Origin of the sequence: Metabacillus litoralis (genome assembly GCF_007994985.1) — a bacterium.
GTDB classification, from domain to species: Bacteria; Bacillota; Bacilli; order Bacillales; family Bacillaceae; genus Metabacillus; species Metabacillus litoralis.
In genome coordinates, this window is the sequence record NZ_VOQF01000014.1 from 67421 (window position 1) to 83201 (window position 15781).

Genomic DNA, 15781 nt, shown 5'->3' on the forward strand with positions numbered 1-15781 from the left:
TTAATACATAATGAAACAATTTTAAAGATTTACATTTTCTCCCCACACGTCGTGCAAACTAAACATGAGGTGGATAACAATGAATATCAGAAAAATCATTTTTTCTTTATGTATCACACTATGCTTTACAACAACTGCATATGGAGAAACCTACCCTAATAGACCAGCTCTTCCTAGTGAAAACGAAACTGATATTCAAAGAATACTACTACTTGTTAATGAAAATGAATTCGATTCTTTTAAAGAAGAAGTACAATCTCAATCCAACATTAAAATACTTCAAACATATAAGCATGCGTTTCATGGCTACTCTCTAGAGGGAGCTGTCGGAGAATTAAAGAAGCTGCAAAAACATCCTGCTGTTGTTCATCATAGTCAGGTTGTTTCATATAAACCACATTTAGATACTAGTGTACCTTTTATCGGTGGTGAAGATGTAAGAGGCTTGTTTGATCGAGCTAATCATCGGTTAACAGGAAAAGGTGTGAAAGTTGCTGTTATTGATACAGGTGTTGATTACCATCATCCAGATTTAGATCAGAATTATGCTGGTGGCTTTGACATTATCGACGGTGATCAAGATCCTATGGAAACAATGGCTAGTGATGGAGATGAAACATTTCATGGAACACATGTTGCTGGGATTATTGCGGCAAATGGGAAACTAAGAGGAGTAGCACCTGAAGCAGAGATAATTGCTTATCGAGCACTTGGTCCAGGTGGTATGGGGACGTCTGATCAAGTGATTGCAGCCATTGATAAAGCGATAGAAGACAAAGTAGATATCATTAATTTATCGCTTGGAAATAACGTAAATGGACCTGATTGGCCGACAAGCTTAGCGCTGGATAAAGCTGTTGATTCGGGAATAGTTGCTGTCACATCTAGTGGAAACTCTGGTCCTGATGTATGGTCAGTAGGATCACCAGGTACTTCAGGTAAAGCAATTTCGGTCGGAGCATCAACGCCACCTTTAAAAACTCCTTATTTAAAAGTAGCGGGCATAACTGAGTTAATTGCTATGAATTTATTACAAGGTGCAAAGCCCTGGAATTTAAAAAGCATTGATTCAATCGTTCTTGGAGGAATCGGTAAAAAAACAGATATAAATAAGGATGCCCGTGGCAAAATTGTATTGATTGAAAGAGGAAAAATTACTTTTACAGAAAAAGTCTTAAATGCAAAGCAGCAAGGAGCAAAGGCGATTATCATTTATAACAATGTAAAAGGAGCTTTTGCAGGATCATTGGAAATTCCTGTTGATATACCGGTGGTCTCAATTTCAAAGGAAGCAGGAGAAGCAATTAAAAAACAAATCAATAAAAAAGTGACATTGAGAACAGTGTATAAAAAAGAAGAAGATAAGCTGGCGGAATTTAGCTCAAGAGGGCCTGTTACAAATACATGGGCAATAAAGCCTGATGTTGTAGCACCAGGAGTAGCAATTCATAGTACAATACCTAATGGCTACTTAGCTTTACATGGAACAAGCATGGCTGCTCCACATGTTGCAGGAGCTTGTGCGTTAATTAAACAAGCACATCCAGATTGGAATCCAGAGCAAATAAAAGCATCTTTAATGAATACAGCAAAGCAATTAAAAAATGAGAAAAAAGAAGTGCTTAAACCAACTGAACAAGGTACTGGTCGAATTAATGTGAAAGATGCAATCAAGTCTGAATTACTTGCATATCCAGGATCTCTTACATTCGGGAAATTTGAAACATCTGACAAGCGAACGAAAAAAGAGCTACTATTAACATTGGATAATCAATCTCCTAAGCAACAAACTGTGGATTTTAATATACCGAAAAACGAGCCAGGAATTCATTGGAATTTGCCTACAAGTATTAAAATTGGACCAGAAGAAAAAAGGAAGATTTCGATCAGTGTTGATATAACGGCAAATCAGAAAAAGCCAGGTTTACATCAGGATTGGCTTGAGCTTAAATACGGAAAAGAGGAAATTCATCTACCTTATTTATATGTAATTGATGAACCGCACTATCCGAGAATAATGGGGTTTGAGTTCGGTCATGGTGATACACCTAATATGTATAAATATCAAACCTATTTACCGGGTGGTGCTGATGAAATAGGAATTGCCCTTTATGATCCAGATACAATGCTATTTGTTGGTTTTCTGGACTGGGATCGAAATATATCAAGAGGAATGCTTGAAAAAGATATATCGATTGATGACGCTAATTTAAAAGAGGGCATTTATAAAGCGATCGTTTTTGTAAAAAAAGATGGTCAGGAAGATGTTATTGAAACAGATATTTTACTTGGTGAATAATTAATGATAAAAAGTAAGTCAAGGGGAAAATGTGAACGATTTGTGATGTTTTTAACAAGATTGTGAACAATTAACTTTAAACAGATTGACATGAAGTATATGCTATTGTATGCTAAACGAGGATGTAATGATAAGGTTTTCAAGGACCATTTACAAACCGTATTTTAACCCCTGGTTCCTTTATAAATCACCAAGCGAGGATTTATAAAATGCGACAAAAACAACGCCATCCGCTTCAAGCGATGGGCCTCATGTCCGCGATCCTTTCCCAATTAGTAGGTTCAACTTTAGTTGGGGTTTTCGGAGGAAAATGGGTTGACGATTTACTGGGTACTGAACCACTTTTTTTAATCGTAGGCCTTCTGCTTGGACTAGCTATTGGAATATACGCCATGTATAGATTGGTCCACCACTATTTCTCGGGAGATTAAACCTTTCATGTTTGAAAATTTGCAACTAATGTTTTACAGATATCGTAAATACATATTATATCTGTTGGCCCTTTATGTATTAGCATGGGGATTTACTGACTACAAAACAGTTTTTCAGGGATTGCTGCTAGGAACATCAATGAGTCTATATAACTTATGGAACATGGTGAGAAAACAAAAGCAGTTTAATTCTGCACTAGAGGAAGGAAAGAAAGTGTCGCTGGGGACAGCTTCTAGAATGGCAACTGCCATTGTAGCGGTATTTTTTGCCCTGAGGTTTCCGGAGTATTTCCATTTGATTAGTGTTATTTTGGGATTAATGACAATGTATATCGTCATTATGATAGATTTTGCAATACAACATAATCGTACTTAGCTGGAAGTGAGGTGAATCTAATGGATCATGGAGCTCCTGTGAGAGAGTTTTTAGGTTTAACTTTTAATTTATCTAATGTATTAATGATCACGATTGCTAGTTTAATCGTTTTCTTAATAGCATTTCTGTCTACTCGGAATCTGAAAATGAAACCGACTGGTAGACAAAACTTTATTGAATGGATTGTCGATTTTGTAAGAAATATTATTGGCAGTACAATGGATATGCAAACAGGTGCCCGATTTGTAACGCTAGGAATGACCTTATTAATGTATGTTTTTATATCAAATATGTTAGGTTTACCTTTTGCTATCATCGTGGATCACGACCTTTGGTGGAAATCGCCAACAGCCGATCCCGCAATTACTTTAACACTAGCTGTTATGGTAGTATCTTTAACTCATTACTATGGGATTAAGATGAAGGGTGCTAGAGAATATGGAAAAGAATTTTTCCGCCCAATGTCTTTCATGTTTCCTCTTAAAATTATCGAGGAGTTCTCTAACACGCTAACACTCGGTCTTCGTCTTTATGGTAATATCTTTGCAGGGGAAATACTTTTAGGGTTACTTGCTACTCTTGCAGTAAGTGGGTATGAATCAAGCCTATTTAGCGGTATTTTCGGTACAATTGCTGCGGCAGTACCAATGCTAATCTGGCAAGCATTTAGTATATTTATAGGTGCAATACAAGCGTTTGTATTTACAATGTTAACAATGGTATATATGGCACACAAAGTGAGTCAAGACCATTAATAATAAATTAAAATTTGTAATCATTCTTAAGGAGGAATTATATAATGGGAGCTTTAGCTGCTGCAATTGCAATTGGACTAGCTGCATTAGGTGCAGGTTTAGGTAATGGTATGATCGTTTCAAAAACTGTTGAGGGGATTGCTCGTCAACCAGAAGCGAAAAACGCACTTCAAACAACAATGTTTATCGGGGTAGCGTTAGTAGAGGCGATTCCAATCATCGCTGCTGTAATCGCATTTATCGTAATGTTCCAATAATAATCTACTATATTTAATGGTTCATAGTGGCGAAGTCGTCTCAGGATGAGAATCTTCGCCATTGCTTTATGTATTGAAATCTTAAACTATTTCCATAACATAATTTTCAAACAATGATAGTCATAACCCATCATGGAACTCTTGAAGGGAGTGAAACCGAGCTATGTTAACTTTTGATCTTGCATTAGGTGCATCAACAGGCCTAAACACAGGAGATATCGTATTCCAGCTTGTTATGTTCTTAATTCTACTTGCACTATTAGGTAAATATGCATTTGGACCAGTTATGAACATGATGAAGCAACGTGAAGATTTTATTGCAAATGAAATTAATAGTTCTGAAGAAAGAAATAAAGAAGCACAAAAGCTAGTTGAAGAGCAACGTGAGTTACTTAAACAAGCACGTGTAGAAGCTCAAGGTTTAGTGGAAAATGCTAAAAAGCTTGGTGAGCAACAGAAGGAAGATATTATCCAGGCTGCTCGCTCAGAAGCAGGACGTCTTAAAGACGGAGCGCTTAAAGAAATTGAACAGCAAAAAGAACAAGCTGTTGCAGCATTACGCGAACAGGTTGCGTCTTTATCTGTCATGATTGCTTCTAAAGTAATCGAAAAAGAATTGAATGAGCAAGAGCAAGAAAAACTGATCAATGACTACATCAATGAGGTAGGCGAGGGTCGATGAGCAAAGGAATCGTTGCAAAACGTTACGCAGTAGCTCTTTTTCAACTTGCAAAAGAAAAAAACATTATCGATCAAATCGAAAATGAATTACTCGTTGTGAAAGAAGTATTTACAGCGAATCAGGACTTACTAGAAGTACTTAACCACCCAAAAGTTAAGAGTGAGACGAAGAAATCAATTGTAAAAGATTCATTTGCAAATGTATCAGAACAAGTTGTAAATACACTTTTACTACTAGTTGATCGAAATCGTGCTAATGTATTAGCAGAAGTGGTAAGTCATTTCGTACAACAAGCAAATGAATATCGTGGTACTGAGGATGCAACTGTATACTCTGTTCGCGCATTATCAGAAGCTGAATTATCAGCGATTTCTGCTTCATTTGCAAAGAAAATCGGAAAAAAATCACTCCGCTTACAAAACGTAGTCGATAAAACATTATTAGGTGGCGTAAAGCTACGTATTGGTAATCGAATTTACGATGGTAGTGTAAGTGGAAAGCTTGAACGTATAGAGCGACAATTAGTCGCAAATAGATTGTAGATAGGGGTGAAACTCATGAGCATCAAAGCTGAAGAAATTAGCGCGCTCATTAAGGCGCAAATTGAGAACTATCAGTCTGATATAAAAGTTAGCGATGTTGGTACTGTTATCCAAGTTGGGGATGGTATTGCTCGTGCTCATGGCCTCGACAATGTCATGGCTGGAGAGCTTGTAGAATTTTCAAACGGCGTTATGGGTATGGCTCAGAACCTTGAGGAAAATAACGTTGGTATTATCATTTTAGGACCTTACACAGATATTCATGAAGGTGACGAGGTACGTCGTACTGGACGCATCATGGAGGTTCCTGTAGGTGAAGCATTAATCGGACGTGTTGTTAACTCATTAGGACAACCAGTTGATGGTTTAGGTCCAATTGAAACAACAAAAACAAGACCAATTGAAAGTCCAGCACCAGGTGTTATGGACCGTAAATCTGTTCATGAACCACTTCAAACTGGTATTAAAGCGATTGACGCACTAGTACCAATCGGTCGTGGACAACGTGAGTTAATCATTGGTGACCGTCAAACTGGTAAAACAGCAGTAGCAATTGATACAATCTTGAATCAAAAAGATCAAGATATGGTGTGTATCTACGTTGCAATCGGTCAAAAAGAATCAACTGTTCGTGGTGTTGTTGAAACATTACGTAAACATGGTGCATTAGATTACACAATCGTTGTAACTGCTTCTGCATCACAACCAGCTCCAATGTTATTCTTAGCTCCTTATGCTGGAGTAACAATGGGTGAAGAATTTATGTATAACGGCAAGCATGTTCTTGTTGTATACGATGATTTAACAAAACAAGCTTCGGCATACCGTGAGCTTTCATTATTACTTCGTCGTCCTCCAGGTCGTGAAGCATATCCTGGTGACGTTTTCTACTTGCATTCTCGTTTACTTGAGCGTGCAGCTAAATTAAGTGATGCAAAGGGTGCAGGTTCTTTAACTGCATTACCATTCATCGAAACACAAGCTGGTGACGTATCAGCTTATATTCCAACAAACGTTATTTCAATCACTGACGGACAAATTTTCCTTCAGTCTGACTTGTTCTTCTCTGGTGTACGTCCAGCGATTAACGCAGGTTTATCAGTATCTCGTGTTGGAGGATCAGCACAAATCAAAGCAATGAAAAAGGTTGCTGGTACGCTACGTCTTGACTTAGCATCATACCGTGAGCTTGAATCATTTGCTCAATTTGGTTCTGACCTTGATAAAGCAACACAAGCTAAATTAAACCGTGGTGCTCGTACAGTTGAAGTTCTTAAACAGGGCTTAAACAAACCATTAAAAGTTGAAAAGCAAGTTGCGATTTTATATGCATTAACTCGCGGATTCCTTGATGATATCCCTGTTTCTGATATCACTCGTTTTGAAGATGAGTTCCATGCACATTTAGAGCAAAACAATAAAGCTCTTCTTGAAGAAATCCGCACAACTGGCGGTCTTCCGAAAGATGAGGATATGAATGCAGCAATTCAAGGCTTCAAGAAGACTTTTGCTGTAAGTGAATAAAACAAACATGTGTGTGTGAAGGCTATAGTAGCGTTCACACACCATTCTTTTCATACATTTCGATGATTTTCTAATAAAGGTGGTGAGAACCTTTGGCATCATTACGCGATATAAAATCAAGAATTACTTCTACAAAAAAGACAAGTCAAATTACAAAAGCAATGCAAATGGTTTCTGCTGCGAAATTAAATCGCGCAGAAAACAATGCAAAAGCTTTTGGTCCTTATATGAACAAAATTCAAGAGGTTGTAGCTAGCATTGCTAATGGAAGTTCTGAAATTAGTCATCCAATGCTTGAAAGCAGACCTGTTAAACGTACTGGTTATTTAGTCATCACATCTGATCGTGGCTTAGCTGGAGCTTTTAACAGTAGTGTATTGCGTGCAGTTTACCAAACAATTCAGAAGAAGCATAAATCTAATGATGAGTTTGCCGTTATTGCTATCGGTAAAATGGGACGCGATTTCTTTCAAAAGCGTGGTATGAACGTTATTTCAGAGATTACAGGAATCGGTGATGATACATCTTTTGCAAACATTAAAGATATTGCAAGCAATGCAGTAAATATGTATGCAGATGGATCGTATGATGAACTATACATGTACTACAATCACTTCGTTAGTGCGATTCAACAAGACGTAACTGAGAAAAAGCTTCTTCCACTAACAGATATTTCTTCTAATTCAAATTTAACATCGTATGAATTTGAACCTAACCAAGGAGAAATTCTAGAAGTGCTATTACCTCAGTATGCTGAGAGTCTCATTTATGGAGCATTACTAGATAGTAAAGCTTCTGAGCACGCAGCACGTATGACGGCAATGAAGAATGCTACCGATAATGCTAAAGACCTTATTAACGGCCTTACATTAACATATAACAGAGCTCGTCAAGCTGCGATCACTCAAGAAATTACAGAGATCGTTGGCGGAGCAGCTGCTTTAGAATAAAACCTAGCAAGCTAATTATAAAACATAAAGTAATTAGTTTCAGTGTCTAGCTCCAGGCGCCATCGGCTCGAGGGAAAAAATAAAACCCTTTTTTCCTAGGTCATAAGTCAAATAGAAATTGAAGGCAAAGAACGCCTTCTATTCCTATTCGCCTTATGCTTGTCGCCGATAAGCGGGCGCCCCTGAGCTTTTCTTATATAGATAGGAGGGAAAACGATGAATAAAGGACGCATTACTCAAATTATGGGTCCGGTTGTTGACGTAAAGTTTCCAAGTGGTCAACTTCCTGACATTTATAATGCCCTTACAATTAAAACAGAAGCGAACGATCAGTCGGTCGCTATCGAATTAACTTTAGAAGTTGCCCTGCATTTAGGTGATGATACTGTACGTACTGTTGCGATGTCTTCTACTGATGGACTTGTTCGTGGAGTAGAAGTTGTTGACACAGGTGCAGCGATTTCAGTACCAGTTGGTGACGTAACTTTAGGTCGTGTATTTAACGTATTAGGTAATAACATTGACTTAGATGAGCCAATTCCTGCTGACTCTCGTCGTGATCCAATTCATAGACAAGCACCTAAATTTGATCAGCTTTCAACAGAAGTTGAAATTTTAGAAACTGGTATTAAAGTAGTAGACTTACTTGCACCTTACATCAAAGGTGGAAAAATCGGTCTATTTGGTGGTGCCGGTGTAGGTAAAACGGTATTAATTCAAGAGCTTATCAACAACATCGCACAAGAGCACGGTGGTATTTCCGTTTTCGCTGGTGTTGGAGAGCGTACTCGTGAAGGAAATGACCTTTACCATGAAATGACAGATTCTGGTGTTATTAAGAAAACGGCGATGGTATTCGGACAAATGAATGAGCCACCTGGAGCACGTATGCGTGTTGCATTAACTGGTCTTACAATGGCTGAATACTTCCGTGATGATCAAGGACAAGACGTTCTTTTCTTCATGGATAATATCTTCCGTTTCACACAAGCAGGTTCAGAGGTTTCTGCCTTACTTGGTCGTATGCCATCTGCTGTTGGTTACCAACCAACACTTGCTACAGAAATGGGTCAATTACAAGAGCGTATCACGTCAACTAATGTTGGATCTGTTACATCTATCCAAGCAATTTACGTTCCTGCCGATGACTATACGGATCCGGCTCCAGCAACGACATTTGCTCACTTAGATGCAACAACTAACTTAGAGCGTAAATTATCTGAAATGGGTATTTACCCTGCAGTGGATCCTCTTGCTTCAACTTCACGTGCTTTGTCACCTGAAATTGTTGGAGATGAACACTACAGTGTTGCTCGTAATGTTCAACAAACATTACAACGTTACAGAGAGCTACAAGATATCATTGCGATCTTAGGTATGGATGAGCTTTCTGACGAAGATAAGCAAACTGTTGCTCGTGCTCGTCGCATTCAGTTCTTCTTATCTCAAAACTTCCACGTAGCAGAGCAATTTACTGGTCAAAAAGGTTCTTATGTTCCTGTTAAAGAAACAGTTCGTGGATTTAAAGAGATTCTAGAAGGTAAGTATGATCACCTTCCTGAGGATGCGTTCCGTTTAGTTGGACGTATTGAAGAAGTAATCGAAAGTGCAAAACAAATGGGTGTAGAAGCCTAATTAGGGACCTAGGAGGGTATGAGTATGAAGACAGTATTAGTCAATGTCGTTACTCCCGATGGCCCAGTTTACGATGCAGACGTAGAAATGGTGAGTGTTAAAGCTCAAAGTGGTGAGCTTGGTATTTTACCAGGTCATATTCCTATGGTTGCCCCATTGCAAATTGGAGCAGTTCGCCTAAAGCAAGGGAGCAGCACTGAATTCGTTGCTGTTACTGGCGGCTTTATCGAAGTACGACCTGACAAGGTTACGATCTTAGCACAAGCAGCTGAAAAAGCAGAGACTATCGATATAGCTCGTGCAGAATCAGCTAGAAAACGTGCCGAAGAGCGTCTAAATCATAAATCAGACGATATCGACTTTAAGCGAGCTGAACTAGCACTACAACGTGCAATCAACCGCTTAAACGTAACGAAATAAATAAATAAAAAAGATGGTGCATGACTTAATAGTCTGCACCATCTTTTCTTTTTACAAGGGCTTTCTTTTTATAAGAAGAAATGTATTTTATATGGGTGATGAGCCAAAATACATAATAGGCATGAGGATATATCGTTAGACTGTTGTTTATTCCTTAAGAAACCCCAGTGAGTAAAAATAAGCAAAAACTATTTATAATTTCTACTGACAACTTTGGCTGGGGTGTTATTTAAAACCCTGGAATAGAGGAATCTTCTACCTTATCTAGACGATCTCTTGATATGGTTTGTTCTGAAGGATTGGACGAAGAAGAATTCACTTCACCCAGAATAGTTTTAAAAGATTGGACTTTTTAAAAACTTGATAGTGTAATGGAGCGCAAGAAACTTGACTCCTGCGGGTGCAGAGGAAAGGTCGAGATCCCGCAGGCAAAGCCGAGGAAGCTCGACTTCCTCCCCGGGGAATCTTGTTTCTGGAGCGAAATGGAACGAACTAGGATCCAACCAAGAAACCAAGTAAACGAAAATGTTTACCACTTACTTACAAAACCTTGCCATTCTTTCATAACGCTTAGAAAGTATCATTTCACTCTCATCCTTATAACTCACATAATGATCCAAAAACATATTCTGAAAATATTGCTCATAACGTCCATAACGAATACCCATCACAAATTTATTATCAATAAAAGGATACTCTTGCACTAACCACTCTGAACAATCAGCATTTTCCCGAACAAGAACTTCACACAAATATATGCTCATACATGTCTCAAATTCTGCTATCGTTATCTGTAAATCGAAGTATTTATTATTCTTAAATAAATCGAAATACAACCTTTCAATTTCCGTTAAGCTCCTAGGAGAATAATCAATTATTATATTAAATTCGTTACAAATCTCTTCAAGTAAAAAAAGATGATCTTTACGAAACTCGTAGTAATGTGTTTGTGCCGCATATATATTATCAAAATCAGGCAATTGTTCACCATATTCTTGTGTTATATCTCTATAGTGATCTAACTGTGGTTCAAACATTTTATCTCCCTCAAATCCCTTTGGTATTCGGAAAAGAAAACTATCTGAAGAAAGTATATCATAGAAATTCCTTCAAAAAACTTGTAACAATACTTTCATAATTGAGGGGTAATTTGGATGTGTATGTATAGTAAAATAATGGAATATGACTGATTTTTTCAGGTATGTAAAGAATTATTCAATATTCGTAAATTTTTATTAAATTTAAAAATCAATCATGTTACAGAACATTCACTATATAATAAAAAAGGGTATATACCAGGATGAGGTACAAGTGAAAATTATTATGGTGAACTAGGTAAAAATGAGCTTGTAATTTTAAAGATTTGTTGTATGATTTAAGTTGCTTTGTGTCTTTTGTTTTAGATTAGATGAAGCTGAAAAAGAGGCAGAAGCTACGCAGTTTCAAGAGTTTTTGGAGGGATGAATGTGCCCGACTTTGGACAAATTGCTTTACTAAGTATGATTGTGAATATCGTTTTTTTTATGATCACTTGGTGGGCATTACAAGCAATAAACATTGAAAAATGGCTAAAATCTGGCAAAGTCATGCAAGCAAGAGTACTTTTAATTTTACTAACAATTGCAATCGGATCTTTGGTAAGTAATTTCTTTTTAGACTATTTATTATGGTCTCAACAACTTCCATCACTCTTTTAAACATGTTTATTGATGGTTAGAACTGGGAAGAAAAGCTATATATAACAAAAGCACTACATATATTGCGATTTCTATGACCTTGTCTAATTTTGACGACTTTTTCCACGTATGTGTCCTTGCTTTCCGGTAACAATGTTACTAAGGAGAGGAAGTGACTCGGTGTGAAAAAAAGAGAAATGATGATTGTAGCAATTTTACTGATTATTGGATGGAATATGTTGGCCAGTCATATAGATGCAAAAGAAAATCGTTCAAAGCTTGATTTTATGGCGAATGCAATGGAAAGCCATGATATTTCAATTAACGATTGGTCTTTATACTCAAAAAAGACTGTTGATAAAAAATCAATTGAAGAAGTGAAACATTTTACAAAGCAATATCGTCAATACACATGGACATATGAAACTGAGGATGACGTTTATAAAGCAATTGGCGTTTATCACAACAATGATAAAGATCTTACTGAAAAACTCCAGTTTATTACTACCCTCACAAATGACCATACACAATCGTATATCCTTTATGAGGTAAAGGGTGTAAGTGCGCAAAATGATTGGAACAACTTGACTGATACCTTCAATAAGCAAGCATTCGACATTTTTCGTGAGGAAACTACAACTTTTGCTTGTTTAACAGGATCTATTGATGATATGATGAAAGGTGTTTTGAATCAAAAATCGAACGAATTATTAAAATATTTTCATGCAGAAACAATTGAAGAATTACAAGAAGATCAATTTGTATCAGTATCAGCTAAAACCCCATTATGGGAAGATTTTATTCCAACAACAGATGATAACATGAATATGCAAATTTCATTGAGATCTGACGGATTGGGCGCTAAAACAACGGTCGTAATAGGAACACCAATCATTACGTCTGAATATTAATATAGAGAAATTGGGACGCGGAGGGGAATACTTTGGAAAAAATCATCGTCCGCGGCGGTCGTAAGTTAAACGGCACTGTTAAAGTAGAAGGAGCAAAAAATGCCGTTTTACCAGTAATCGCTGCATCTTTGTTAGCAAGTGAAGATAAAAGTATTATAAGTAATGTACCTACGCTCTCCGATGTGTATACAATTAATGAAGTTCTTCGCCACTTAGGCGCAGATGTCCATTTTGAAAATAATCAAGTGATTGTAGATGCATCAAAAGAGCTATCAACAGAAGCACCGTTTGAGTATGTAAGAAAGATGCGTGCATCTGTACTCGTTATGGGAGCACTTCTAGCCCGTAAAGGTTCTGCACGTGTTGCATTACCAGGTGGTTGTGCAATTGGATCTCGACCAATTGACCAACATTTAAAAGGCTTTGAAGCTATGGGCGCTTCAATTAAAGTTGGAAACGGCTTTATTGAAGCAGAAGTAAACGGAAGACTGAAAGGTGCTAAAGTTTATCTTGATTTCCCAAGTGTTGGGGCAACAGAAAATATCATTATGGCTGCTTCTCTTGCAGAAGGTACAACAGTTCTTGAGAACGTAGCAAAAGAACCAGAAATTGTTGACCTGGCTAATTATATCAATGCTATGGGTGGTAAAATCCGTGGCGCTGGTACAGGAACAATTCGTATTGAAGGTGTTGAGGAACTAAAAGGTGCTCAGCATTCGATTATTCCTGACCGAATTGAAGCAGGCACATTCATGGTTGCTGCAGCTATTACAAAAGGTAATGTACTTGTTCAAGATGCAGTACCAGAGCATTTAACATCTCTTATTGCGAAAATGGAAGAGATGGGAGTAGAAATAATTGAAGAAAAAAATGGTCTACGTGTTATCGGACCAGAAACTCTAAAATCAATTGATATCAAAACAATGCCACACCCTGGATTTCCTACAGATATGCAATCTCAAATGATGGCATTGCTATTATGTGCTAAAGGAACGAGTATGATTACTGAAACAGTTTTCGAAAATCGTTTTATGCATGTGGAAGAATTCCGTCGTATGAATGGAGATATCAAAATTGAGGGGCGTTCGGTTATTATTAACGGACCAGTGGGATTACAAGGTGCAGAAGTAGCAGCAACAGATTTACGTGCAGGTGCAGCATTAATTCTTGCAGGATTAACGGCAGATGGTCACACACGTGTTACTGAACTAAAGCATTTAGATAGAGGATATGTAGGTTTCCACGAAAAATTAGCAGCAATCGGCGCTGATATTGAACGCGTAAAAGAAGAAATTACAACAAAAACTAATTCTGATCAGCAAGCTGCCGTTTCAGATTAATATGCCTTCATAAAAGAAGCAGGAGTCAATCATTGGCGCCCTGCTTCTTTTATTTGTTTTTTTTTACAAAAACCAAATAAAATATGTACAGAAAATAATTCTAATCAGGACTTTACTAGAATACCTATATTAGCTGGAGTTTATACATGGAAGTTGAAAATAGTTCATAAAAATTTCAGATTGAGTAGGTCTAAGTTCTTTCTCCATAGAGTTGAAATCCCTTGCCTAAACCTCCCATAAAATAAAGCAATTCCCATGTTATTTCTGTCATAAAAGCTTGTCCATAACCATAAGATGGAATATAGATATACTATTTAATCTAAAACCTAACGGAGGCCTTAGACATGAAACCAATTAAACCAGCCCTTTTTATCTTTGGAGGATTATTTATCATTATCCTTCTTATTCCTACCTTACTCGTTACGCCATTTATGGATCAATCCAAAGGAAAATTAGGTGAAGAGCTAACTGTCGCAAAAAGCAATGTTCCTGTGTTAGCAGAATCACCTGTGGATGTTCCTGTTTATAGAAGTCAAGCACAGCAAATCGAAAACATTCCATTAGAGGAGTATGTTATTGGTGTTGTTGCATCTGAAATGCCAGCAGAGTTTGAAACAGAAGCATTAAAAGCACAAGCATTGGCTGCTCGAACATATATTACAAAGCAGCTTATGAATGAAAAAACTTATGGTGCTCCAGCTGGATCTGTTGTGACAGATACAACAATGCATCAGGTTTATAAAAATCAAGAAGAATTGAAAAAGCAATGGGGAAATGATTATATAGCGAAGTTAAATAAAATTACAGAAGCTGTTGCAGCAACACAGGGTAAAATACTTACATATGATCAAAAGCCAATTGATGCCTCATTTTTTTCAACAAGTAATGGATACACAGAAAACTCTGAAGCATATTGGAAGGAAGCCATTCCTTATTTAAAAAGTGTTAATAGCACATGGGACGAAAAATCACCTAAATTTTATGATCAAAAAATCATCACAATTAAAGAATTTGAACAAACACTTGGCGTTAAAATTGATACAAGTAAAGAAACAGTTGGTACAATTAAGGAATTAACACCTGGAAAACGTGTAGCAAAGGTAGAAATTAGCGGAAAAGAATTTACGGGAAGACAAATCCGAGAAAAATTAGAACTAAAATCCTCAGATTTTACATGGAAAATCAAAGGTAACTCTATTGTTATTGAAACAGAGGGATTTGGACACGGAGTTGGCATGAGTCAATATGGAGCAAATTTTATGGCTGAAGCCGGCAAAACCTACGATGAAATCTTGTCACATTATTATCAAGGCACAGAAATCGGCACAGCTGAACCGTTTTTATCGAAGTATACAGCTAAACAATAGCTAGCGGAATGAAACCGATTAGGCATATTTGCTATTTTAATGAATTTATTTGGTGAATGGTCCATTTTATTTGCTATAATGACGAGTTTATTTGCTGGAATCTTCATTTTATTTGCTAAAACACATGAGATATTAGTTTTTCGACAAATCCCGACTAACTATTCCATATAAAAAGCTATGAACATAGGTGAAAACCACTTCTCCTATGTTCATAGCTTCTATTTTATTTCTTTTTAAAATAAATCCTTTTTGCAATCAAATACGACACTACAACACCAATTGTATCTTTGACAAAATCAATCACCGTAGCTGATCGAGCTGGTACAAAGGATTGATGAATTTCGTCAGTTAGTCCATATAAGATAGCAATAACGGCAGCAACAATACTCATTCTTTCATTCCACTTATCATATTGAATAAAAGCAAAAGCCAATAACCAATATAAAATCGCAAATTCAATAAGATGTAGTGACTCCTTTATAAGCGAATCAAACGAAAATGGTGTATTCACAATAGCATCTGCTGGGAAACTGGATAGTGTCCAAATTAGCCCCATATATAGAAAGGGGAAAATGGTGAAGAGAATTTTTTTCATAGTAAACTCCTTGTTAATCCT

The 15781-nt window shown here is 37.0% G+C and carries 17 protein-coding genes; 15 read left to right on the plus strand and 2 right to left on the minus strand.

Features of this window, described 5'->3' with window-relative positions; all coding sequences use genetic code 11:
- The first annotated feature begins 79 nt into the window (after window positions 1–79).
- From FS935_RS18980 to FS935_RS19030, 11 genes are all read left to right on the plus strand, one after another.
- Window positions 80–2299, plus strand: coding sequence for a S8 family serine peptidase (locus FS935_RS18980; RefSeq protein ID WP_146950225.1), 2220 nt, complete (start codon window positions 80–82; stop codon window positions 2297–2299).
- 209 nt (window positions 2300–2508) lie between these two features.
- Complete coding sequence (locus FS935_RS18985) at window positions 2509–2730, plus strand: AtpZ/AtpI family protein (RefSeq protein ID WP_146950226.1); 222 nt, start codon at window positions 2509–2511, stop codon at window positions 2728–2730.
- Between the two features lie 7 nt (window positions 2731–2737).
- Window positions 2738–3106: an ATP synthase subunit I gene (locus tag FS935_RS18990; protein WP_146950227.1), complete on the plus strand. Its 369-nt coding sequence runs from the start codon at window positions 2738–2740 to the stop codon at window positions 3104–3106.
- Between the two features lie 20 nt (window positions 3107–3126).
- Window positions 3127–3861, plus strand: a complete 735-nt coding sequence (atpB, locus tag FS935_RS18995) for a F0F1 ATP synthase subunit A (RefSeq protein ID WP_146950228.1) — start codon at window positions 3127–3129, stop codon at window positions 3859–3861.
- 44 nt (window positions 3862–3905) lie between these two features.
- Window positions 3906–4118 (plus strand): F0F1 ATP synthase subunit C, encoded by a 213-nt coding sequence (gene atpE, locus FS935_RS19000; RefSeq protein ID WP_146950229.1) that lies wholly within the window; start codon window positions 3906–3908, stop codon window positions 4116–4118.
- A 163-nt stretch (window positions 4119–4281) separates the two neighbouring features.
- The gene (atpF, locus tag FS935_RS19005) at window positions 4282–4800 is read left to right on the plus strand and encodes a F0F1 ATP synthase subunit B (protein WP_146950230.1); all 519 of its coding nucleotides are present in this window, start codon (window positions 4282–4284) and stop codon (window positions 4798–4800) included.
- Entirely contained in the window at window positions 4797–5342 is a 546-nt protein-coding gene (locus FS935_RS19010; RefSeq protein WP_146950231.1) for a F0F1 ATP synthase subunit delta, read from the plus strand. The genes atpF and FS935_RS19010 overlap by 4 nt, the downstream gene beginning before the upstream one ends.
- A 15-nt stretch (window positions 5343–5357) precedes the next feature.
- Window positions 5358–6866 carry a F0F1 ATP synthase subunit alpha gene (gene atpA, locus FS935_RS19015; RefSeq protein ID WP_146950232.1) on the plus strand — a complete coding sequence of 503 codons (1509 nt, stop codon included), beginning with the start codon at window positions 5358–5360 and terminating at the stop codon, window positions 6864–6866.
- 92 nt (window positions 6867–6958) lie between these two features.
- Window positions 6959–7816 (plus strand): F0F1 ATP synthase subunit gamma, encoded by an 858-nt coding sequence (locus FS935_RS19020; protein ID WP_146950233.1) that lies wholly within the window; start codon window positions 6959–6961, stop codon window positions 7814–7816.
- A gap of 216 nt (window positions 7817–8032) precedes the next feature.
- Window positions 8033–9451 carry a F0F1 ATP synthase subunit beta gene (atpD, locus tag FS935_RS19025; protein ID WP_146950234.1) on the plus strand — a complete coding sequence of 473 codons (1419 nt, stop codon included), beginning with the start codon at window positions 8033–8035 and terminating at the stop codon, window positions 9449–9451.
- Between the two features lie 24 nt (window positions 9452–9475).
- Window positions 9476–9871 carry a F0F1 ATP synthase subunit epsilon gene (locus FS935_RS19030; RefSeq protein WP_146950235.1) on the plus strand — a complete coding sequence of 132 codons (396 nt, stop codon included), beginning with the start codon at window positions 9476–9478 and terminating at the stop codon, window positions 9869–9871.
- Window positions 9872–10407: 536 nt separating this feature from the next.
- On the opposite strand, the gene FS935_RS19035 is transcribed toward FS935_RS19030, so the two are convergent.
- The gene (locus FS935_RS19035; RefSeq protein ID WP_146950236.1) at window positions 10408–10908 is read right to left on the minus strand and encodes a YwmA family protein; all 501 of its coding nucleotides are present in this window, start codon (window positions 10906–10908) and stop codon (window positions 10408–10410) included.
- A gap of 423 nt (window positions 10909–11331) precedes the next feature.
- Here FS935_RS19035 and FS935_RS19040 point away from each other — a divergent pair, with 423 nt between their 5' ends.
- The 4 genes from FS935_RS19040 (at window position 11332) to spoIID (ending at window position 15165) form a co-directional block, all read left to right on the plus strand.
- Window positions 11332–11568, plus strand: coding sequence for a DUF1146 family protein (locus FS935_RS19040; RefSeq protein WP_146950237.1), 237 nt, complete (start codon window positions 11332–11334; stop codon window positions 11566–11568).
- A 161-nt stretch (window positions 11569–11729) separates the two neighbouring features.
- A complete protein-coding gene (locus tag FS935_RS19045) occupies window positions 11730–12458 on the plus strand; it encodes a YwmB family TATA-box binding protein (RefSeq protein ID WP_146950238.1) in 729 nt (242 codons plus the stop codon).
- A gap of 32 nt (window positions 12459–12490) precedes the next feature.
- Window positions 12491–13798 carry a UDP-N-acetylglucosamine 1-carboxyvinyltransferase gene (gene murA / locus FS935_RS19050; RefSeq protein WP_146950239.1) on the plus strand — a complete coding sequence of 436 codons (1308 nt, stop codon included), beginning with the start codon at window positions 12491–12493 and terminating at the stop codon, window positions 13796–13798.
- Between the two features lie 353 nt (window positions 13799–14151).
- Window positions 14152–15165 carry a stage II sporulation protein D gene (spoIID, locus tag FS935_RS19055; protein WP_275669633.1) on the plus strand — a complete coding sequence of 338 codons (1014 nt, stop codon included), beginning with the start codon at window positions 14152–14154 and terminating at the stop codon, window positions 15163–15165.
- Between the two features lie 223 nt (window positions 15166–15388).
- Here spoIID and FS935_RS19060 read toward each other — a convergent pair whose 3' ends face one another.
- Entirely contained in the window at window positions 15389–15760 is a 372-nt protein-coding gene (locus FS935_RS19060) for a VanZ family protein (RefSeq protein WP_146950241.1), read from the minus strand.
- Between the last annotated feature and the right edge of the window lie 21 nt (window positions 15761–15781).

Excerpts from the sequence above, each read along its gene's own strand:
- atpD (WP_146950234.1), top strand. The coding sequence starts at position 8,033 with ATGAATAAAGGACGCATTACTCAAATTATGGGTCCGGTTGTTGACGTA.
- FS935_RS19040 (WP_146950237.1), top strand. The coding sequence starts at position 11,332 with ATGAATGTGCCCGACTTTGGACAAATTGCTTTACTAAGTATGATTGTG.
- FS935_RS18980 (WP_146950225.1), top strand. The coding sequence starts at position 80 with ATGAATATCAGAAAAATCATTTTTTCTTTATGTATCACACTATGCTTT.
- FS935_RS19030 (WP_146950235.1), top strand. The coding sequence starts at position 9,476 with ATGAAGACAGTATTAGTCAATGTCGTTACTCCCGATGGCCCAGTTTAC.
- FS935_RS18985 (WP_146950226.1), top strand. The coding sequence starts at position 2,509 with ATGCGACAAAAACAACGCCATCCGCTTCAAGCGATGGGCCTCATGTCC.
- FS935_RS19010 (WP_146950231.1), top strand. The coding sequence starts at position 4,797 with ATGAGCAAAGGAATCGTTGCAAAACGTTACGCAGTAGCTCTTTTTCAA.
- atpE (WP_146950229.1), top strand. The coding sequence starts at position 3,906 with ATGGGAGCTTTAGCTGCTGCAATTGCAATTGGACTAGCTGCATTAGGT.
- atpB (WP_146950228.1), top strand. The coding sequence starts at position 3,127 with ATGGATCATGGAGCTCCTGTGAGAGAGTTTTTAGGTTTAACTTTTAAT.
- atpA (WP_146950232.1), top strand. The coding sequence starts at position 5,358 with ATGAGCATCAAAGCTGAAGAAATTAGCGCGCTCATTAAGGCGCAAATT.
- FS935_RS19060 (WP_146950241.1), bottom strand. The coding sequence starts at position 15,760 with ATGAAAAAAATTCTCTTCACCATTTTCCCCTTTCTATATATGGGGCTA.
- FS935_RS18990 (WP_146950227.1), top strand. The coding sequence starts at position 2,738 with ATGTTTGAAAATTTGCAACTAATGTTTTACAGATATCGTAAATACATA.
- FS935_RS19035 (WP_146950236.1), bottom strand. The coding sequence starts at position 10,908 with ATGTTTGAACCACAGTTAGATCACTATAGAGATATAACACAAGAATAT.
- atpF (WP_146950230.1), top strand. The coding sequence starts at position 4,282 with ATGTTAACTTTTGATCTTGCATTAGGTGCATCAACAGGCCTAAACACA.